Genomic DNA, 19191 nt, shown 5'->3' with positions numbered 1-19191 from the left:
ATCGTCAGGCCGCCCGTCCCTCCTTCATGGCGAACAGCGCCTGAGTGACTCTTTGCACCGTGATCCGGTCCTCGCCGGCCGCCTGGGCGTCGCGTTCGACGCGATCGCGCAGCTGCTTGGTGGCGGAGATCCGGACCAGGAAGGGGACGGCCTCCACATGCCGGTCGAGCATCCCCTGCGCGTCGGCGTCCCAGGGACGCGTGGACGCGTGGGCCGCCTTGACCGGCGTCGCGTCGACCCGGTCCATGTCGACCGACAAAGGCAGGATGTGGAACAGGGCGTCGAACAGGGCGTTGCAGTATTCCTGCACCACGTAGGTCGCCCCGGCGTAGCCCATGAACGGCGTGCCGGTGGACCGTCGGATGATCGCGCCCGGGAACGAGGCCGGAATGTACTGCGCCCGGCAGCCCAACTCGGCGGCGTAGAGCCGCTCGTTGTAGGAGCCGAACAGCACCAGCGGCGGGGTCTTGGCCAGCGCGTCCTTCACGGCGACGTTGTCCGACTTGGTGCCGGCCGTGCGCGATACCGAGAAGGCGCAGGGGATGCCGAGTTCCTCGGTCAGGAACTGGGTGAGGCCGCGGGTATAGGTGTCGGTCGCCACGACGGCGTAGGACGCGGTCGGGAAGAAGTCCTGGGTGACGCTGCGCCACAGGTCCCAGATCGGCTTCAGCGTCGTCTGCTTCTCGCGGGCGATGAACGGCTCCGGATCCAGGCCGGTCAGCTCGCCCAGCTTGCGCAGGAAATTCGTGGTGGCGTGCATCCCGATGGGCGCCTGCAGATAGGGCCGGTCCATCTCCTCGCAGAGATTGCGGCCGAACTCCCGGTACAGGCAGATGTTCACATCCGCGTCGGGGAGCTTCTTGATGTCCTTCAGATGGCTGCCCAGCGGGAAGACCATGTTGATCTCGCAGCCGATGCCTTCCACCAGCCGGCTGATCTCCGCCAGGTCCGAGGGCATGTTGAAGGTGCCGTAGATCGCGCCGATGATGTTCACGCGCGGCTTGGCCCCCTCCTTCTTCTTCATCTCGGCACGGGCCGGCACCTTCTTCGGGCCGAACTCGGTCCACAGCCAGTACAGGGCGCGGTCCGCACTCTGCCACTGGTCCTCGTCGATAGTGCGCGGCAGGAAGCGGCGGATATTGGAGCCTTCCGGCGTCACGCCGCCGCCGATCATCTCGGCGATGCTGCCGGTGACGACCACCGCCGGGATGCTCTCGTCCTGGGTGGCACTGGCGCGGCGCAGCGCCTGCTCGGTGCCGTTCATCGACAGCTCGTCCTCGGACAGGCCGGTGACGGTGACCGGAAGCTCGTGCGGCGGCAGGCCGTCGGTGTAGTGCAGGACGGCGGTGACCGGCAGGTTCTCGCAGCCTACCGGGCCGTCGATGACGCAGCGCAGACCCTTGATGGCGGTGAAGGCATAGACCGCCCCCCAGTAGCCGCCCGCGCGATCGTGATCGAGGACCAGCATGGCTCAGTCTCCCGCCGACATCGGTGACGCCGCCGCGCGGGACGGCACGGTGTAGCCGGCGGTCTCGCCGGTGCCGACACCGTCGAAGAAGTCGACCATGTCGGCGAAGCGGGCCCGTCCCCCGGTCTGTGCCGCCACGATGCCGGCCATTGAGGCCGCACCGGCGGGACCGAACAGGGGCCGGGCGGAGACCATGTTCGTGAAGTAGACCGCCGGCGTTCCTTGCTCCTTGGCAGCCTGCACCAGAGGCGTGGTCCCCAATGCGAGGTCGGGTTTGACGTCCTTCATCGCGGCGAGGTCCTGCTCGAGCGAGGCGCGGTACTGCACGTGGCAGCCCTTGGCCTCCAGCCACTCGCGGTCGTCCTTGCTCCACTCGGTCTTCGGGCAGGCGGTGCCGACATAAGGCACCCGCGCGCCGGCCTCGATCAGCAGGCGGGCGACCAGCAGCTCGGAGCCCTCGTAGCCGGAGACCGTCACCGTCGCCTTCACCGGATTGCCGGCCAGCGCGCCGCGGATCGCCGGCAGGGCGGCGGACTTAGCGGCATCGATCTGCTTCTCGGACACGCCGGCGGCGGCACCGATCTTTTCCAGCCAGGCGGCCGTGCCGTCGACCCCGACCGGGCCGGAGCCGACCACCGGCCGACCGGCGGTCGCGAACTCGCGCACGCTGGCGATATAGAAGGGATGCACGGCGGCGGCCACGCGGCTGTCCAGGCAGGCATAGAGGTCGCGCCATTCCCGCGAGGGAAGCTGCGGCGCCACCGACAGGCCCATGGGATCCAGCAGCGCGCCGATGCCGACCGGATCGGCCGGGAACAGCTCGCCGATCAGGGTGACGGTCGGCCGGTCGTCCTTGAGCGAGCGCGGGCGGGCAACGGGCCCGGCTTCGATTTCCTTGCGGGCATAGCGCAGCATCGCGCCGGCCAGCACGTCCTTGGCTTCCGCATGGGTCGGTACGCCGAAACCGGGGACGTCGATGCCGATGATCCGCACGCCGTCGATCTGCGGCGGCAACCGGTCGAGCGGGACGCCCGACGCCGTCGGCACACACAGGTTGATGACCACGACCGCGTCGTACTTCTCCGGATCCGCGATTTCCTTGGTGGCGTCGCGGATGTCCTCGTAGAGCTGGCCGGTGACCAGGGTCTCCGAATTGAACGGGACGTAGCCGACCGTGCGTCGCGCACCGTAGAAATGCGAGGTGAAGGTCAGGCCGTACACGCAGCAGGCAGAGCCGGACAGGATCGTCGCGGTGCGTCGCATCCGCAGGCCGACGCGCAGGGCGCCGAAGGCCGGACACATGGATTGCGGCTGATCGTGCGGGCCCTTGGGATAATCGGCGGCGAGCTGGTCGAGGGTGTCGCTCTTGCCGGCCGACCGGGCCGCGTCTTCCATCACGCCGGGGCCGGCATGGCAGCCGAGCAGGGCCTTCTCCGCCTTCTTCTTGGCGGCGGAAGGCGCTGAAGCCTTGCGGGGATCGGGACCGATATCTTGCATCTCGACTGCCCTCACACGCCTTCGTAGACGACTTCGAGGGACGGCCGCGGGGCGTAGGCGGCCCCGCACATGTCGGCGAGGGACGCCGGCTGCAGGGTCACGCCGCGCCCGACCGCGTCGCCCTTGAACAGGCCGAGCAGGTCGTCGTGGCTGAGCGGGGTCGGACGCACCGGCGGCGCCTCGGCGGCACGGGCCGCGAGACCTTCGAACAGGGAGGCCCATTCGGTGCCGGGCCGGCCGATGATCTCGTAGTTGGCGCTCTTGCGGCGGATGTCCTCGTGGGCCGGGATTTCGGCCAGGACCGGGATGCCGACCGCCTTGGCGAAGGCCTGGGCCTCGCCGGTGCCGTCGTCCTTGTTGATCATCAGCCCGGCGACGCCGACATTGCCCCCGAGATTGCGGAAGTAGTCGACCGCCGAGCAGACGTTGTTGGCGACATAGAGCGACTGCAGGTCGTTCGAGCCGACGACGATGACCTTCTGGCACATGTCGCGGGCGATCGGCAGACCGAAGCCGCCGCACACCACGTCGCCCAGGAAGTCGAGCAGGACGTAGTCGAAGTCCCAGTCGTGGAAGCCGAGCTTCTCCAGCAGTTCGAAGCCGTGGATGATTCCGCGTCCGCCGCAGCCGCGCCCGACCTCGGGACCGCCGAGCTCCATGGCGAAGACGCCGTCCCGCATGAAGCAGACGTCGCCGATCTCGACAGTCTCGCCGGCCGCCTTCTTCTTCGAGGACGTCTCGATGATCGTCGGGCAACTCCGCCCGCCGAACAGCAGCGAGGTGGTGTCGCTCTTCGGATCGCAGCCGATCAGCAGCACCCGCTTGCCCTGCTGGGCCATCATGTAACTGAGGTTGGCGAGCGTGAAGCTCTTGCCGATCCCGCCCTTGCCGTAGATCGCGATGACCTCGGTCTTCTTGGCCGGCGCATGCTCGATGTCGGTGTCGGTAGCGAGCGTGGCGTGAGCTGTCAGGGTCGGCGTCATGAGAACGCTCTCCAATCCATGATCATCTTGAGACAGTCGGCATCCTCGAAGGCGGTGCGGTACGCACCCTCGGCCTGGGCGGCATCGACGCGGTGGGTGATCAGGCCGTCCAGCGACAGCCGACCCTCGTCGATCAGCGCGATCACGGCCGTGAGATCGGCCGGCTTCCACTCCGCGGCGATGCGGATGCGCGCCTCGCGGATGAAGGCCGGCGGAAAGGCGAAGCCCAGGGGCTTGCTGTAGAACCCCGCCAGCACGATCTCGCCACCCGGGGCGAGGCAGGCGATGACGGTGTCCAGAATCTCGGAGTCGCCGCTGACGTCGCAGATCACCGGGTAGTTCCGGCGGTCATCATCCATCGGATGCACGACCTCGTAGCCGACGGCGCCGGACCGGCGGCCGGCGTTGGTCTCCCACACCACCGGTGCGGGTGTGCCGCGTTCGGCGGCGAGAACCGTCGTGATCCGGGCGATCAGGCGACCCAGCACGCCGTGCCCGACGATGAGCTCCGGCAGGCGCGCCTCGGGCGCGGCGAGGGCGTGGTAGGCGGTGGCGGCCAGCGCCATCAGCGTACCGCGCTCGCCCAGTCCGTCGTCGATCCGCACGGCCCGGGCCGAGGGCACCACCAAGCGCGAGGCGGAGCCGCCGAACAGGCCGCGGATCTCACCGAAACACTGGGCGCCTGGAACGAAAACCCGCTCGCCCGATCGGGCACCACCGGCGATCCGACCGACCGTTTCGTACCCCGGAACCAGCGGATATCCCATGCCCGGGAAGGCCGGCATCTGGCCGGAATACAGCAAGCGCTCGGTCCCGGTGCTGACCCCGGTCCAGTCGATGTTCACCACCACGTCGTCCGGGCCGGGCTCGGTCAGATCGACCGCGCGGAGCGACAGGCGCTCGGGCTGTTCGAGGACGATGGCGGTAGCGGAGATCATCAGACGGGTTCCTCCGGGTCGGCGGCTTGGGTCCGCTCTATCTAGTGTTGTCAGTCTAGCTTTACATTTTAGAGTGTCAAATCTTTTTGACATCTTTTCTTAACCAATTGCCTTACACCTCGGCCGTCAGAAGACGGGCCAGCATCGGCCGGCGGGTGGGCACCTCGCGGACCGCCCGGAAGCCCGCCTTGCGCAGCATGTCCCGCAGTTTCTCGACGCTCCGGCAGCGCCCTCGCCCCATGGCCAGGAGATAGAATCCGAAATACGCGTCGCCGATCGGCTCGGGCCTCTCAGCGTCGGTCATCACCTCGGCCAGCAGCAGCCGGCCACCCGGCGCCAGGGCCGCGCGCACCTGGCCGAGCAGGCGGGCGACACGCGCGTCGTCGTGGTCGAAGCACACCCGGATCAGGGTCGCGACATCCGCCCCCACGGGCAGCGGATCGCGATGGAAATCCAGTCCGGCGACCTGCGCCCGCCCCTCGAGCCCCTCGGCCGCGAACCGGTCCCGCGCCAGCTCCGCGACCGACGGCAGATCGGCGACGACGGCGTGCAGTCCGGGGTGGCGATGGAGAGCGGCGGCGACGAAGCGGCCCGACCCGCCGCCCACGTCCATGAGCAGCCTGCGGCCGTCCAGGGGATGGGCATCCAGAACGTCCTCGGCGACCATCGGCACCGAGGCCGCCATCAGCTCGCTATAGGCCGCGACCCGGTCGCCGCTCAGCCCCGACGCCGCCTCGGCGGTGGCGTAGCCCCAATAGTGTTCCAGCGCCCTTTCCCCCGAACCGCCGCGCAGCAGGGCGGTCGGATCGGCGAGGTCGGCGTAGAGGGCGGCGTGATGCTCGATCATCTCGGCCACGCCGGCATTGCCCAGCAGGGCCGCGCCGAGGTCGGCCAGCCCGTAGACCCCCTCCCCGCAGCGACGGGTCAGGCCGAGGGCGGTGGACGCCCGCAGCAGCCGCTCCACCGCGTCGGCATCGAGCGACAGGTCGCGGGCAAGCGCCACCACCGGGCGGGGACCGCCGGCCAGATGTTCCGCCACACGGAGCCGCACGAAGGCGACAAGGATCTGGGAGTAGACGAAGCCGGCGCAGAGGTCGAACAGCGCCCGCCCCTTGCGCCGGGCGATCCAGCGGGTCGGCGGAAACCCCGCGGCGAAGCGCTGGAAGGTGGGATCGGCGATCAGCCGTATCCGGAAATTCTGCCACCGATCCCGCCAGGAGCGGGCCGCAGGGGGATGGATCGGGGTCGCGTGATCGGCCATGGCCGGTGCCGCCGTCAGGCGGCGTGGCGGACCGCGCCCTTGGGAAGGATCTTGCCGCCCTCGGCCATGACCATCGCGCACAGGCCGTCACGGCCGGGACAGTCGGGGATCGACTCGACGGCCCGGCGCATCAGTGTCGCCAGCCGCTTCTTCGCCCCCTCCAGCCCAAGCTCTCGGGCGGCGTTGGGACGGGCATGCGCCTGGTCCTGTCCGACCGGCTTGCCGATCACCTCCGGGTCGGCGATCAGGTCGCAGATATCGTCCGCCACCTGATACGCTTCGCCCAGGCCGTTGCCGAAGGCCATCCAGGGCTCTCCAACGCGACCGGCGGCGATCGCCCCGGCGGCGGCGGCGCCGGCGAACAGGGCGCCGGTCTTGGCCCGCTGATAGGCCGACAGATCCACCTTGGCCTCGCCTTCCCAGGCCTGACCGGCGCAGATGCCGCCCGGTGTGCCCACCGCGCGGCCCACGGCCGCGACCAAGGGGCCGAGACGCTCCGGCCGCCCGCCCGCGCCCCGCGCCAGGGTCTCGAAGGCCATCACGATCAGGGCGTCGCCGGTCAGCACGGCAAGCGGCTCGCCATAGGCGCGGTGCAGCGACGGCTTGCCCCGCCGCGTCGAGGCGCCGTCGAAGGCGGGCAGGTCATCGTGAGCGAGGGACGCGCAGTGCAGCAGCTCGATCGCCGCGGCCGCCGCGTCGCTCACCTCCGGCGCGTCGTCGTCGCAGGCGGCGGCAACACCGAGAAGGATCCGCGGTCGGATCCGGTGCCCGGCGGGGAACACAGCATAACGGATGGCGGCCGCCAGTCCGGGAGGAGCCTCCTGGGTCTCTCCCGCCGACACTGCCGCCTCGAGGGCCTGCTCGATCCTGAGCCTGATGTCCATCTCCGCCTCCCTCGTGTTTTTCTGTGTATTTCTTATTGGACATTTTAATGTGTCAATTATTTTATACACACGTTGAATTCCCCGGCAACGAACGATTGCGACCCCATGATCCGATCGGACCGGAAGCGCATCTCCCACGAGCCGGCCCCGACGAGCGACCGGGTGATCATCGTGGGCGCGGGAATGGCGGGCCTGTCCGCCGCCGTGCTGCTGGCGGCGCGCGGCCTCGCGGTCACGGTGGTGGAAGCGGCGGATCATGCCGGCGGCAAGATCCGGGCGGTTCCGGTCGCCGGCCGGCCAGTGGATTCCGGCCCGACCGTGGTGACCATGCGCTGGGCCTTCGAGGAGCTGTTCGACGACGCCGGAACCCGGCTGGACGATCATCTGACACTGCGGCCGGCGGAGATCCTGGCCCGCCATGCCTGGAGCCGGGACGAACGCCTGGACCTGTTCGCCGATCCCGAACGCTCGGCCGCGGCGATCGCCGATTTCGCCGGGATCGCGGAAGCCGACCGGTACCGGGACTTCTGCGACCACGCGGCGCGGGTCTACCGCAGCATGGAAGCGCCGTTCATCCGCGGGCCGCGGCCCACGCCGATCGGCCTTTCCCTGGCCGGGGGATTGTCGGGCGCGCGCGACCTCGCCGCCGCCCAGCCCTTCGCCACCCTGTGGGACGCGCTCGGCCGACGGTTCCGCGACCCGCGGCTGCGCCAGCTCTATGCCCGCTATGCCACCTATTGCGGCGCCTCGCCCTTCGCGGCGCCGGCGACGCTGATGCTGATCGCCCATGTGGAGCAGTCCGGCGTGTGGACCATCGACGGCGGCATGACGCGCCTGCCGGAGGCCCTGACGGCCGTCGCGGCATCCCACGGCGCCGCGTTCCGGTTCGCTACCGGTGCGGAGACGATCCTGACCGACGGCGGACGGACGACCGGCGTTCGGCTGGACGACGGCGAAACCCTGCGCGCCGACGCCGTGCTGTTCTGCGGCGATGTCAGCGCGCTGGGTAGCGGCCTATTGGGCGAGGCGGTGCGCGGTGCCGCGACGGCCACCGCACCGGGCAGGCGCTCCCTATCCGCCCTCACCCTGTCGATGGTGGCCGAGACCGACGGGTTCCCCCTGGTCCGGCACAACGTCTTCTTCGGCGACGACTATCGCGGCGAGTTCGAGGACCTGTTCCGGCACCGCCGCCTGCCGCACCGGCCCACCGTCTATCTCTGCGCCCAGGACCAGGATGCCGGGGACGGCGAGGGTGACCGCACAACCGGGCCGGAGCGACTGTTCGCCATCATCAATGCCCCCGCCACCGGCGACACCGAGACCTTCGAGGACGAGGAGACACAGCGATGCACAGAGAGCGCGATGGCCCTGATGGCGCGCTGCGGCCTCACCCTCGCCGGCAACCCGGCGCAGAGGGTGGTGACGAGTCCGGCGGATTTCGCGCGCCGGTTTCCCGGCACGGGGGGCGCGATCTACGGACCGGCGGGACACGGGTGGAAGGCGGCGTTCGAGAGGAACGGGGCGCAGACCCGGCTGCCGGGGCTGTACCTGGCGGGGGGCAGCGTGCATCCGGGGCCGGGAATCGCGATGGCGGCGCTGTCGGGCCGGCGCGCGGCCGAGCGGATCCTGACGGACCTGACTTCGCGCAACCGGTCCCGCCGGGTGGCTATGCCTGGTGGTATGTCGATGCGATCAGCGACGACGGGACCTGCGGACTGACGATCATCGCGTTCGTCGGCAGCGTGTTCTCGCCCTATTACGCCTGGGCCGGCCGCCGCGAGCCGGAGGATCACTGCGCGATCAACGTGGCGCTGTACGGCGCCCGGTCGGATCGCTGGGCGATGACCGAGCGTGGCCGCGGCGCCCTCGGCCGGACGACGAACCACTTCACCCTCGCCGGCTCCTCGCTGCACTGGACCGGCACCGAGCTGGTCATCGAGCTCGATGAACGGGCCACACCGCATCTGACCCCGATCCGCGGCACCGTCACCCTGACCCCGGAGGTCCTGCCCGGCCGCCAGTACCCGCTCGACCCCGAGGGCCGTCACGTCTGGCGGCCGATCGCGCCGCTGGCCCGGGTGACCGTCGCGCTCGACAGCCCGCGCACTCGGTGGCAGGGCCACGCCTATCTGGACGCGAACCGGGGCGAGGAGCCTCTGGAAGACGGCTTTCGCCGGTGGGACTGGTCGCGGCTGCGCCGAGGCGACGGCGCCGTCGTTCTCTACGACGCCGAGCGCCGGGACGGCAGCGACCTGCGCATGGCCCTGCGCTTCGATCCCGACGGCGCGGTGGAGGATTTCGTGCCGCCGCCGCAGATCTGCCTGCCCGATGGGTTCTGGGGCGTGCGCCGGAAGACCCGGGCGGATACCACCAACGGCGCGGTCATCCGCCGGGTGCTGGAGGACAGCCCGTTCTACACCCGCGAGATGCTGGACCTGCGCCTGGACGGCACGGAATCGGTGGCGATCCACGAAAGTCTGGACCTGGACCGCTTCGCCCACCCGGTGGTCAGGCTGATGCTGCCGTTCCGCATGCCGCGCTGGACCGCCGGTCTGCCCTGACCGCTCAGCACGGCTCCGTCTCTTTCTCGCGCGCCGCCTCGCGCTCGCGGCGCTCGCGCTCCCGCTTCAACTGGTTCAGCTCCCGCAGCTGCCAGAAGCCGAGCCCGAATGCGACCACCACGATGAACAGCGGCTCGATCAGCGCCAGCATGTCCGACGACACGGCCCTACCCCCTGGCTTCGACCGGATTCAACCGGACGATGCTGAGATTGAGCGCCCCGGCGAAGGTCACCCAGGCGAGGTAGGGAACCAGCAGCCCGGCCGCGAGCGGCGAGATCGGCAGGAAGGCGATGATGGTCGCCAGGATCGACGTCCACAGCAGCAGCAGCTCGTAGAACGCCAGATCCGGCCGGCGCAGTCCGAAGAACAGCGGGCTCCAGCCGGCGTTCAGCAGAAGCTGCACCCCGTAGATCGTCAGTGCCGGCGCCATGGCCGGCCAGGACGAGGCTTTCCAGACCAGCCAGCCCGAAATGGCGATCATGGCGTAGAGGATCGTCCAGGCCGGACCGAACAGCCAGTTCGGCGGCCGCCACCACGGCTTGGCGAGCTGCTCGTACCACTGGCCGGGCTTGAACAGCACGCCGGTCAGCGCGGCCGCCGTGCAGGCGACGATGAAAACGATCAGGGCCGGATCGAACAAGACTATCTCCCTCAGGCCTGGCCGAGCGATGCTCCACCCGACACCGATCTAGGCCTTCGATCGTTGAGTTCCAGGCGCATGACCAGATCGGCGGTCCACACGGCGCGCTCGCCGAAGCTGCGGCCGGGCTGCGGACGCGGGGCCGGACCGGCCTCCACCGCCGCCACCAGGAACCGGTTCTCCGCCAGGGGCTCGTCGCGCAGGCCGGGCATGATGCGCTGCCCGGTCAGTATGGCGCGGGCCAGGAGGGCGAGTTTGCGTTGCCGTCCGACCACCGCGCGGCCGTCCACGCCGTTATAACCGCGCCGGGCCACCTCGCGGCCGATCTCGGCATAGAGCAGATGCGCCGCCCGCACGCCGGTCCGACAGCCGATCGGCAATTGGCCGATGCCGGCATGGGAGCGGACGTAGAGCCGGTCCGCCTCGTCCAGCAGCCGGCGCACCACATGGCCGAGGGCCGCATCGTGCCGTGGGGCGGCGCGCCAGACCTCAGGGTCGAGTCCGACCTCGCGCATCCACGCCTTCGGCAGGTAGAGCCGTCCGAGCCGCGCATCGGCGCCGACATCACGGGCGATGTTGGTGAGCTGCATGGCGACGCCCAGATCCGCCGCGCGGGCGATGACAGGCCCGGCGCGGGCGCCCATCAGCACCGTCATCATCGCGCCGACACTGCCGGCCACCCGGGCGGCATAGGCGCGCAGTTCGCCGATTGTCTCGTAGTCCCGACCGAGCGCGTCCCAGGCGAAACCGTCCACCAGCGCATCGGGCAGCGCCCGCGGCAGGGCGAAGCGCTCCACCACCCGGGTAAAGGCGCGGTCGACCGGGTCGCCATCCGCCTGTCCGGCATAGATCCGGTCGAGGCGCCGCCGCACCGACTCCACCGCCGCCTCCACCTGTCCTGGCTCGGCCTCGTCCACTGCGTCGTCGGCGGTCCGGCAGAAGGCGTAAAGCGCCAGGGCCGGTTCGGCGACCGCGGCCGGCAGCAGGCGCGAGGCGGCATGGAAGCTGCGCGACCCCTGGGCGATCAGCGCCCGGCAGGCCTCGCGGTCCGCCGCCTCTCGCATCATGTCAGCGGATCGCATCGGCATGGGGCACCACCGCGTCGAGAATCTTGGCCGAACACAGCACGCCGGGCACGCCGGCGCCGGGATGGGTACCCGCACCCACCAGATACAGGCGTTCCAGTTCCTCCGAACGGTTGTGCGGCCGGAACCAGGCGCTCTGGGTCAGCAGCGGCTGCAGCGAGAACCCGGCGCCCAGCGGCGTATTCAGACTGTCGCGGAAATACGGCGGCGTGACCACGCGCGAGGTCACCACCGACCGCTCCAGACCGGGCAGGACGGTCGCCGACAGATGCGCCTCGATGCGCCGCCGATAGGGCTCGGCCGCCGCCTCCCAGTCGATGCCGGCGGCCAGGTTGGGCACCGGCGACAGCACGTAGAAGGCGTCGTGACCCGGCGGTGCCAGGGCCGGGTCGGTGGCGGTCGGCCGGTGCAGATACAGGCTGAAATCGTCGGCCAGCACGCCGCGCCGGAAAATGTCCTCCAGCAGGCCGCGATAGCGCGGACCGAGCAGGATGCTGTGATGGGGCACGTCCTCGTAGCGCCGGTCGGTGCCGAAATACCAGACGAACAGGCTCATGGAATACCGGGCCCGGGCGACCCGCCGGTCGGTCCAGCGCCGCCGGGCCGTGCGCCGCAGCAGATGCCCGTAGGTCCAGCCCGGATCGGCGTTGGAGACGACCAGATCGGCCGCGACCGTCTCGCCGGACGCCAGCCGCACGCCGACGGCACGGCGGCCGCTGGTGACGATCTCGTCGACCTCGGTGCCGCAGCACAGCGTCCCGCCCTGCCCCGCGATCAGGCCCGCCAGGCCTTTGACCAGCGCGCCCGTTCCGCCCATGGCGAAATGCACCCCCCAGCGTCGCTCCAGCTCCGGGATCAGGGCATAGACCGCGGTGGTGGCGAAGGGATTGCCGCCGATCAGCAGGGGATGGAAGCTGAGGATCGCCCGCAGGCCGGGATCGCGGACGTATTTCGCCGCCAGCCCGTGCACCGAGCGCAGCGCGCCGTGGGTCAGCAGGTCCGGGGCCAGCTTGGCCATGCCCAGCGGGTCGTGCATCGGCCGGTCGCCCTGGCCGAGAAAGGCGAGATCGCAGAGCCGCCGGCATTCCGCCTGGAACCGCACGAAGCCCGCCCCCTCTCCCGGGAACAGCGCCTCCACACGGGCCCGCATCTCGTCCTCGTCGCGGCAGACGTCGATGAACCGGCCATCGGCAAGGCTGATGCGATAGAACGGATCGAGTTCGCGCAGGTCGATGTCGTCGGACATCCGGCGGTCGGCCAGGGTCCAGAGTTCCTCGAAGACATGGGGCACGGTGATGATGGTCGGACCGGCGTCGAAGGTGAAACCGTCCTGTCGGAAGACGAACGCCCGGCCGCCGGGGGCGTCGAGCTTTTCCAGGACGGTGACCCGATAGCCCCGCGCGCCGAGTCGGACGGCAGCGGCCAGTCCGCCGAACCCCGCGCCGATCACCACCGCATGAGGCCGTGGATCGCCCGGCCGGTCGGGCACCCGCGTCGGGGGCCGCTGCCGGTCAACACGCCCCATCGGGAGATCGAGTGTATCCATTAATTTACAGTACGTGTGTCCATTTTATTTTCCAAGCACGAAGCGGCCATATCGCCCGGCGCGGGCAGAACGCCGGACTCGCGGGCGACGCGGCGGATCAGGGCGGCGATCTCCGCCGGCCGTTCCTCATGGGCGAGATGGCCGCCCCAGGGCAGGGTCTCCAGCCTGGCGGACGGGATGCGGCCGGCGAGGTCGGCGGCCTGGCCCGGCGGAACGGTCCGGTCGCCGGCCGCCGCCACCAGCAGCAAGGGGATGCCCAGTTCCGGCAGTTCCCGCGCGAGGCGCCGCAGGTCCCAGTTGGCCATCATCCCCAGAGCGCCCGCCACATGCCGCGGACTGGACGCCAGACGCCGATAGAGCGCCGCGCTGGACGGATCGACGCTGGACCCCGTGCTAGCGATGAGCCGCCCGAACGCCTCCGGTCGGGACAAGCGCCAGGACAGGAAGCCCGGCGTCACCGGGTTGATCGCCATCAGTTTGGCCAGGGGGGAAAACAGGCGTCCGGCGACCCCGGCGAACGGCACCAGCGCACCGTTCAGGCTGACCAGCGCCCGGAGCGACGGCCGACGATCCAACGTGCAGCGGGCGAGGATGGCCGCGCCCGCCGAATGGCCGACGCCCATGGCCGGCCGCACCTCCAGGGCGTCGACCAGCTCGGCGATCCCGTGGGCCATGCCCGGCAGGGAGAGACCATACTGGGACGCGGCCCCGGTAAAGCCGTGGCCGGGCAGGTCGGGGGCGACCACGGTGAAATCCCGCGCCAGCTCCTCGACCATGCCGGCCCAGCTATGGGTCGAGGCGCCGGTACCGTGCAGCAGCAGCAGACCCGGGCCGGCGCCGGCCACCTGCACATGCCAGCACAGCCGGCCCGCACGCACGAACCGGCTGTGGACGACGTTCGGCCAGTCGGGGCCGTCCCGGTTCCAGTCGAGGTCGCGGCCGGAGGTCATGCATCCGGCCTAGCCGCCGCGCGCGGCGATCACCGCCCGGGACACGGCGGCCGCATCCGCCTGGGGCAGCGGCAGATAGAGCCCGGCCATGGCGCGGGCGAGGTCGGCCGCTTCCGGCCGGGGCCGCGGGCTGGTGTCCAGCACCAGGGCGGGCAGGCTCTCGCCGGCGATCCGCCGGGCCGCATCGGTGGCGTCACGGCTGGCGGCCTCGCGGCCGGGCGCACCGTCGCGGCCGATATTCGCCCGCCCATCGGTCAGCACGACCAGGGAGGGCGACCGCCCCTCGCGCCGGATCGCCCGCGCCAGCCCCGCCGCCATGTCGAGGCCCGAGGCCAGCGGCGTGCCCCCGCCGCCGGGCAGCCCGGCCAGCATCCGCTTGGCGCGCACGAGCGAACGGGTCGGCGGCAGCAGAAGGTCGGCCGCCTCTCCACGGAACGCCAGCAACGCCACCTGATCGCGGCGCACGTAGCATTCCGCCAGCAGCAGTTCGACCGCGCCCTTGGCCTCGGCGAGGCGGTGCAGCGCCGAGGAGCCGGAGGCGTCGACCACGAACACGGTCACGCTCTCGCTGCGGTGGCGGTAGCGCACGACGCGGAAATCCTCCGGCCGGACGATGACCGCCGCTCCCTGCCGTCCGCGCAGCCGCTGCCAGGGCGCCGCCGCCCGCAGGGTGTCCGCGAGGTTCAGACGGTCGCCGCGCCGGGGATCGCCGGGCACGCTGCCCAGCGGTCGGCCGCGGCGCCGCGAGGCCGCCCCCTCGCCCCGACGCCCGGCGGTGTTTCCCGGCCGCCGCGGCGCGAGGCCGGCGGCCAGCCGGGCCAGGAGATCTGGCGGCAGGACGGCACGGGCCACCTCCACCAGACGGTCACCGGCCGGGTCGCTATCGGCGTGATCGGGGGATTGGTCGGTTTCGTTCGGCGCGCTGGGCGGCGGGTCGGCATCCTCGGCGGCCGCCTCTTCCGGCTCCGCCGGCATCCGGGTCGCCCGCAGGGCGAAGACGAGCCGCACCGCGGCCTCGAGATCCGCGCCCTCGACCGTCTGCCGTCCGACCCAGGCGGCATGCGCCCGGGCGGTTCTCAGGGCGGCCACGGCCATGCGCATGGAGTCGACCCCCAGCGCCAGACCGGCGGCACAGAGGGCTTCGCGCTCCCGCTCTTCGACCCGGACTCCGGCAAGACCGCGCCGTGCCCGGTCGACGGCGTCGGGCATCGCCCCGGGATACTCATCCGGCGCGGCGGCGAGGTCGACGGCGAGCGCCAGACGGTCGAGCAGGGCGGCGGGCACCGGCTCGTCATCGTCCCGTCCCTCGTCGATCGCGACCACGGCGAGCCGAGCGGGCCAGACGGCGCTGATCCCCTCGCGCTCGGCGACCACCGTCGCGGTGTCCAGCGTGGCGGCGAGCCGGGAGGCGGTGGCGCCGGTCATGCGTTCCGCCATCGGCACGATCAGCACGCCGCCGTCGCACGCCGCCAACAGGCCGCGTTCGACCACGGTCCGGCCGCTGCGCAGAGTGGCGGCGAGGTCGATCCCGCCGATCAGCCTGTCGTCGGCCACATGGATCGGCAACCGGCGCACCGGCGTCTCGTCCGGCAGGCAGGCGCGCAGGAACGCCGTCCACCCATCCAGCGCCGGTCCGACCCGCGCCCGCACCCAGATACCGCCCAATGCGGCCGGATCGACCGCGAGCAGCACCGCCGCCAGCGCGGCATCGCAGAGGGGCGGTGGCGCCGGCGCGTTCACGCCGCGTAGCATTCGTCGAGCACCCGCTCGACCCGAACACTGGCACCGACATCGTCCAGCGGGTCGCGCCGCAAGCGATGGCGCAGGGTCATGGGGGCGACCCGGCGCAGGTGATCGACGGAGGCCACCTTGGCACCCTCCAGCGCCGCCACGGCCCGGGCCGCGCGGATCAGGATCAGCTCGCCCCGCAGTCCATCGGTGCCCAGCGCCAGACAGATCTCCGCCGCCCGCTGCACCACGCTGTCCGGCATCTCGATCTGGGAGAGCAGGCGCCGGGCACGGACGATCTTGCGCCGGATCGCGGCTTCCTTGCCGGTCCAGGCGGCGACGAAGCCGTCCCTGTCCCGCTCGAACGCCTCGCGGCGGCGCACCACCTCCACCCGGTCCTTCAGGTCCTTCGGCGTCGTCACCTCCACCGACAGACCGAAGCGGTCGAGCAGCTGCGGGCGCAGCTCGCCCTCCTCCGGATTGCCGCTGCCCACGAGAACGAAGCGCGCCGGATGACGCACGCTCAGCCCCTCGCGCTCGACCACGTTCTCGCCGGAGGCGGCGACGTCCAGCAGCAGGTCGACCAGATGGTCCTCCAGCAGGTTGACCTCGTCGATGTACAGGAAACCGCGATGCGCGCGGGCGAGCAATCCGGGTTCGAACCGCTTCTCGCCACGGCTGAGGGCCACTTCCAGGTCAAGGGCGCCGACCACCCGGTCCTCGGTCGCACCGAGCGGCAGGTCGACCACCGGAATCGGTATCTCGCCGGTCTTCGGCCGTCCGCCCTGCTTGCCGCAGGCGTGGCCGCAGAGGTCGGCGGGCTTGGCCGGGTCGCAGTTGAAGCGGCAGCCGTCGACGACCTTCATCGTCGGCAGGAGATGGGCCAGGGCCCGGATCGCGGTCGATTTTCCCGTCCCGCGCTCGCCGAAGATCAGCACGCCGCCGACGCTCGGATCGACAGATGCAACTGTCAAGCCGAGCAGCATCTCCGACTGTCCGACGATCGCACTGAAGGGATACAAAGGCGCCATAGATTCCATGATGTCGCGTAGTGCGATTGATCACAAGCGCGGAAACCAGGGAATTTATGACGGCGGCGTTTGCGCGAGTCACACAAACGGCAGGCCTTGCCCGCCGGCGGACGTGTCGCGTAGGCTTGACACTCGAAGTCGGCGGAACAGATAGGTCGACGCGATAAATCGACTTAAGGGAGTATAATCGTGCTAGTTCGAGTATCGACTGCCGCCGCCCTCCTGATCAGTCTTGCCCTGCCCGGCGCCGCCCATGCGGCGGGCGACGCCGATGCCGGCAAGAAGCTGTTCGTGAAATGCCAGGCCTGCCATTCGCTGGCGGACGGCAAGCGCAAGGTGGGGCCGTCCCTCTACAATCTGTTCAATCGCAAGGCGGGCAGCTTCCCGGGCTTCAACCATTCCGACGACATGGCCGCCGCCGGCGACACGATCGACCCGTGGGACGCGGACCACTTCAGGCAGTACATCGTCGATCCGAACGGCTACATCGGCTCGGTGATCGGCAAGGACAAGGCGCGGACCAAGATGACCTTTCCCGGCCTGAAGAACGAGAAGGAGGCCGAGGACATCCTGGCCTATCTGCAGCCGTTCTTCGAAGGCAAGGAAGAGGGCAGGTAGACGCCTACCGGGTCATCGGGTTCAGCGGCCGGTCGGGGCAGCGCCTGTAGGTGAGCCGGGGTGCCGGCTCCAGGCGCAGCAGCACATCGGCCACCGGATCCCAATGGAACACCTGACGCGGCTCCGGCCGGGCGAAGGACAGGGTCGGCGCGATCTCGACCCGGTCGCCGGCAACGGCGTAGGTCGAGGTCCCGGCGACGCTGTCGCGCTTGCCCTGGGTCGTGCCGACATCGAGCATGGCCTTGGCGTAGGTGCCGTCGCGCAGCACCATGACCAGGGTGGCGCAGTCCACCGTGCCGCCCCGGTCCATCCCCCAGATGCCGTCGAGCGACGCCGCCGCGGCGGCCGTCCCCGGCAACAGTGCCAGCGCCAGGACCGCGGCCAGGCCGGTCGTTTTCCGCCGGATCACGTCCGCCCAGATCATTTCCGCCCAGATCGTTTCCGCCCAGTTCATTTCCGGCCGGCCATCGCCGCCGCCAGCCGGTCGCGCGGCGCGCTGGTCCGGTAGCTGTCGGCGAATTCGCGGACGCTCGCCTCCACCGCTTGCTCGATGGTCATGTCGTCCCAGGCGCGGATCAGCCGCTTCTGGGCCCGGATCGCCAGCGGGTCGGCCTCGGCGATCTCGGCGGCCAGGGCGCCGGCGCGGAACATCAGATCGTCGGCGGAGACCAGTTCCTCGACCAGCCCCCAATTGAACGCCGTCTGCGCGTCGATGGTCTCGCCGGTGAGCACCATCCTCGCCGCCTTGCCCCGGCCCATCAAACGCGGCAGCAGCGCCGCCTCGATTACCGAGGGCACCCCGATCTTCACCTCGGGCATGGAGAAATGCGCGTCGTAGGTCGCGATCCGCATGTCGCAGCCCGCCACCAGCTCCAGCCCGGCGCCGACACAGGCACCACGGATCGCGGCGATGACCGGCACCGGACAGGTCATGGCGGCGGCGATGGCCGCGTGCAGACCGCGGATGAACGAGTCGGCCGTCTCAGGCGTGAGCGCGGCCAGTTCCTTCACATCGGCGCCACCGCAGAAGCTCGGCCCTTCCCCGGACAGCACCACCACCCGCAGGTCGTCGGCATCGGCCAGGGCGAGGAACGCCGCCGTCAGCTCGGCGGCGACATCGCTGCTCATCGCATTGCGCTTGGCCGACCGGTCCAGGGTGACGCGGGCGACATGCTCGTAGCGTTCGACGCGGACGTGGCTCACGACGCGGCCTCCTCGACCCCTTTCTCCGACCCGTCGTCGATGTCGATCGGCTCGCCGCCCAGCGAGCGGACCAGCTTGCGCACCTCCTCGGTCGCCGCCTCCAGCCGGGCCTCGTCGGTGCCGCGCAGGACCAGGCTCGTGCCGAAGGCGCCGGCGCGGAAATACGGATAGCTGCCGATCTCGATATCGGGGAATCCGACCTGGATCTGGCCCAGTCCGCCGGCCACGGTGCCCTCGCCGACCGTGCAGGCCACGGTCCGCGACAGCATCTCGGCGCCGCCGGTCAGCATCGGCTTCAGCCCCTCGAACATCGCCTGCAGGATGCGCGGCACCCCGGCCATGACATGGACGTTCTTCAGGATGAACCCCGGCGCCGCCGAGACCGGATTGTCGATCAGATCGGCGCCGACCGGGATCTCCGCCATCTTCTGCCGGGCGGCGTTGAACTCCACCCCGCTGTTGGCGTAGTGCGCGGTCAGCCTGCGCATCGCCTCGGGGTTGCGCTCCACCGCGGCGCCGAAGGCCTTGGCGATGCAGGCGGTGGTGATGTCGTCATGGGTCGGGCCGATGCCGCCGGAGGTGAAGACGTAGGTGTAGCGCTCCGACAGCACCGTCACCGCCTCGATGATCGCCGCCTCGTCGTCGCGCACCACGCGCACCTCCGACAGCCGGATGCCCATCGCCGTCAGTTCCTCGGCGATGTAGCCGACATTCTTGTCCTTGGTGCGCCCCGACAGGATCTCGTTGCCGATGATCAGCATGGCGGCGGTGATGGTCGGGGGCGATGGGTCGGTCAT

General features: G+C 70.7%; 19 protein-coding genes. 3 read left to right on the top strand and 16 right to left on the bottom strand.

What is annotated here, in order from left to right; genetic code table 11:
* Positions 1-4: 4 nt before the first annotated feature.
* The 6 genes from bchZ to G578_RS0108485 form a co-directional block, all read right to left on the bottom strand.
* Positions 5-1468 carry a chlorophyllide a reductase subunit Z gene (gene bchZ / locus G578_RS0108510; protein WP_028793871.1) on the bottom strand — a complete coding sequence of 488 codons (1464 nt, stop codon included), beginning with the start codon at positions 1466-1468 and terminating at the stop codon, positions 5-7.
* A gap of 3 nt (positions 1469-1471) precedes the next feature.
* The gene (gene bchY / locus G578_RS25425; RefSeq protein WP_084618766.1) at positions 1472-2965 is read right to left on the bottom strand and encodes a chlorophyllide a reductase subunit Y; all 1494 of its coding nucleotides are present in this window, start codon (positions 2963-2965) and stop codon (positions 1472-1474) included.
* An 11-nt stretch (positions 2966-2976) separates the two neighbouring features.
* Positions 2977-3948, bottom strand: a complete 972-nt coding sequence (locus G578_RS0108500; RefSeq protein ID WP_028793870.1) for a chlorophyllide a reductase iron protein subunit X — start codon at positions 3946-3948, stop codon at positions 2977-2979.
* A complete protein-coding gene (bchC, locus tag G578_RS0108495) occupies positions 3945-4886 on the bottom strand; it encodes a chlorophyll synthesis pathway protein BchC (protein ID WP_038013915.1) in 942 nt (313 codons plus the stop codon). The genes G578_RS0108500 and bchC overlap by 4 nt, the downstream gene beginning before the upstream one ends.
* A gap of 112 nt (positions 4887-4998) precedes the next feature.
* On the bottom strand, positions 4999-6147 hold the full coding sequence (locus G578_RS0108490; protein ID WP_051244354.1) for a methyltransferase: 1149 nt from the start codon (positions 6145-6147) through the stop codon (positions 4999-5001).
* Positions 6148-6161: 14 nt separating this feature from the next.
* Positions 6162-7031, bottom strand: a complete 870-nt coding sequence (locus tag G578_RS0108485; RefSeq protein WP_028793867.1) for a polyprenyl synthetase family protein — start codon at positions 7029-7031, stop codon at positions 6162-6164.
* Positions 7032-7136: 105 nt separating this feature from the next.
* Between G578_RS0108485 and crtD the strand changes: the two genes are divergently transcribed.
* Entirely contained in the window at positions 7137-8750 is a 1614-nt protein-coding gene (gene crtD / locus G578_RS0108480; RefSeq protein WP_051244352.1) for a 1-hydroxycarotenoid 3,4-desaturase CrtD, read from the top strand.
* 23 nt (positions 8751-8773) lie between these two features.
* A complete protein-coding gene (locus G578_RS0108475) occupies positions 8774-9592 on the top strand; it encodes a hypothetical protein (RefSeq protein WP_028793865.1) in 819 nt (272 codons plus the stop codon).
* Between the two features lie 4 nt (positions 9593-9596).
* On the opposite strand, the gene G578_RS29430 is transcribed toward G578_RS0108475, so the two are convergent.
* From G578_RS29430 to bchI, 7 genes are read right to left on the bottom strand one after another with little or no spacing between them, the layout of a single operon-like run.
* On the bottom strand, positions 9597-9755 hold the full coding sequence (locus G578_RS29430) for a hypothetical protein (RefSeq protein ID WP_156907238.1): 159 nt from the start codon (positions 9753-9755) through the stop codon (positions 9597-9599).
* A 4-nt stretch (positions 9756-9759) separates the two neighbouring features.
* Complete coding sequence (locus G578_RS0108465) at positions 9760-10233, bottom strand: TspO/MBR family protein (RefSeq protein WP_093148360.1); 474 nt, start codon at positions 10231-10233, stop codon at positions 9760-9762.
* 11 nt (positions 10234-10244) lie between these two features.
* A complete protein-coding gene (locus tag G578_RS0108460; RefSeq protein ID WP_156907237.1) occupies positions 10245-11321 on the bottom strand; it encodes a phytoene/squalene synthase family protein in 1077 nt (358 codons plus the stop codon).
* A complete protein-coding gene (crtI, locus tag G578_RS0108455) occupies positions 11302-12843 on the bottom strand; it encodes a phytoene desaturase family protein (RefSeq protein WP_051244855.1) in 1542 nt (513 codons plus the stop codon). Before crtI ends, G578_RS0108460 begins: the two co-directional genes overlap by 20 nt.
* 20 nt (positions 12844-12863) lie before the next feature.
* Positions 12864-13814, bottom strand: a complete 951-nt coding sequence (gene bchO, locus G578_RS25420; RefSeq protein ID WP_051244347.1) for an alpha/beta fold hydrolase BchO — start codon at positions 13812-13814, stop codon at positions 12864-12866.
* A gap of 9 nt (positions 13815-13823) precedes the next feature.
* The gene (locus G578_RS0108445) at positions 13824-15566 is read right to left on the bottom strand and encodes a magnesium chelatase subunit D (protein WP_051244345.1); all 1743 of its coding nucleotides are present in this window, start codon (positions 15564-15566) and stop codon (positions 13824-13826) included.
* The gene (gene bchI, locus G578_RS0108440; protein ID WP_342664895.1) at positions 15551-16516 is read right to left on the bottom strand and encodes a magnesium chelatase ATPase subunit I; all 966 of its coding nucleotides are present in this window, start codon (positions 16514-16516) and stop codon (positions 15551-15553) included. Before bchI ends, G578_RS0108445 begins: the two co-directional genes overlap by 16 nt.
* A 246-nt stretch (positions 16517-16762) precedes the next feature.
* Between bchI and G578_RS0108435 the strand changes: the two genes are divergently transcribed.
* The gene (locus tag G578_RS0108435) at positions 16763-17191 is read left to right on the top strand and encodes a c-type cytochrome (protein WP_028793859.1); all 429 of its coding nucleotides are present in this window, start codon (positions 16763-16765) and stop codon (positions 17189-17191) included.
* A 4-nt stretch (positions 17192-17195) separates the two neighbouring features.
* On the opposite strand, the gene G578_RS0108430 is transcribed toward G578_RS0108435, so the two are convergent.
* The 3 genes from G578_RS0108430 to G578_RS0108420 are packed head-to-tail and all read right to left on the bottom strand — an operon-like array spanning position 17196 to position 19191.
* Positions 17196-17645, bottom strand: a complete 450-nt coding sequence (locus G578_RS0108430; RefSeq protein ID WP_028793858.1) for a hypothetical protein — start codon at positions 17643-17645, stop codon at positions 17196-17198.
* Positions 17642-18394, bottom strand: a complete 753-nt coding sequence (locus tag G578_RS0108425; protein ID WP_028793857.1) for an enoyl-CoA hydratase-related protein — start codon at positions 18392-18394, stop codon at positions 17642-17644. The genes G578_RS0108430 and G578_RS0108425 overlap by 4 nt, the downstream gene beginning before the upstream one ends.
* The gene (locus G578_RS0108420; RefSeq protein ID WP_028793856.1) at positions 18391-19191 is read right to left on the bottom strand and encodes a competence/damage-inducible protein A; all 801 of its coding nucleotides are present in this window, start codon (positions 19189-19191) and stop codon (positions 18391-18393) included. Before G578_RS0108420 ends, G578_RS0108425 begins: the two co-directional genes overlap by 4 nt.

The organism is Thalassobaculum salexigens DSM 19539 (assembly GCF_000423805.1).
Classification (GTDB): Bacteria; Pseudomonadota; Alphaproteobacteria; order Thalassobaculales; family Thalassobaculaceae; genus Thalassobaculum; species Thalassobaculum litoreum.
This window is presented reverse-complemented; position numbering and strand designations above follow the sequence as displayed.

Coding starts and splice junctions, on each gene's coding strand:
- G578_RS0108500 (WP_028793870.1), bottom strand. CDS start 3,948: ATGACGCCGACCCTGACAGCTCACGCCACGCTCGCTACCGACACCGAC.
- G578_RS0108430 (WP_028793858.1), bottom strand. CDS start 17,645: ATGAACTGGGCGGAAACGATCTGGGCGGAAATGATCTGGGCGGACGTG.
- G578_RS0108445 (WP_051244345.1), bottom strand. CDS start 15,566: ATGCTACGCGGCGTGAACGCGCCGGCGCCACCGCCCCTCTGCGATGCC.
- bchC (WP_038013915.1), bottom strand. CDS start 4,886: ATGATCTCCGCTACCGCCATCGTCCTCGAACAGCCCGAGCGCCTGTCG.
- crtI (WP_051244855.1), bottom strand. CDS start 12,843: ATGGGGCGTGTTGACCGGCAGCGGCCCCCGACGCGGGTGCCCGACCGG.
- bchO (WP_051244347.1), bottom strand. CDS start 13,814: ATGACCTCCGGCCGCGACCTCGACTGGAACCGGGACGGCCCCGACTGG.
- crtD (WP_051244352.1), top strand. CDS start 7,137: ATGATCCGATCGGACCGGAAGCGCATCTCCCACGAGCCGGCCCCGACG.
- G578_RS0108460 (WP_156907237.1), bottom strand. CDS start 11,321: ATGCCGATGCGATCCGCTGACATGATGCGAGAGGCGGCGGACCGCGAG.
- G578_RS0108485 (WP_028793867.1), bottom strand. CDS start 7,031: ATGGACATCAGGCTCAGGATCGAGCAGGCCCTCGAGGCGGCAGTGTCG.
- G578_RS0108420 (WP_028793856.1), bottom strand. CDS start 19,191: ATGACCGACCCATCGCCCCCGACCATCACCGCCGCCATGCTGATCATC.
- bchZ (WP_028793871.1), bottom strand. CDS start 1,468: ATGCTGGTCCTCGATCACGATCGCGCGGGCGGCTACTGGGGGGCGGTC.
- G578_RS0108490 (WP_051244354.1), bottom strand. CDS start 6,147: ATGGCCGATCACGCGACCCCGATCCATCCCCCTGCGGCCCGCTCCTGG.
- bchY (WP_084618766.1), bottom strand. CDS start 2,965: ATGCAAGATATCGGTCCCGATCCCCGCAAGGCTTCAGCGCCTTCCGCC.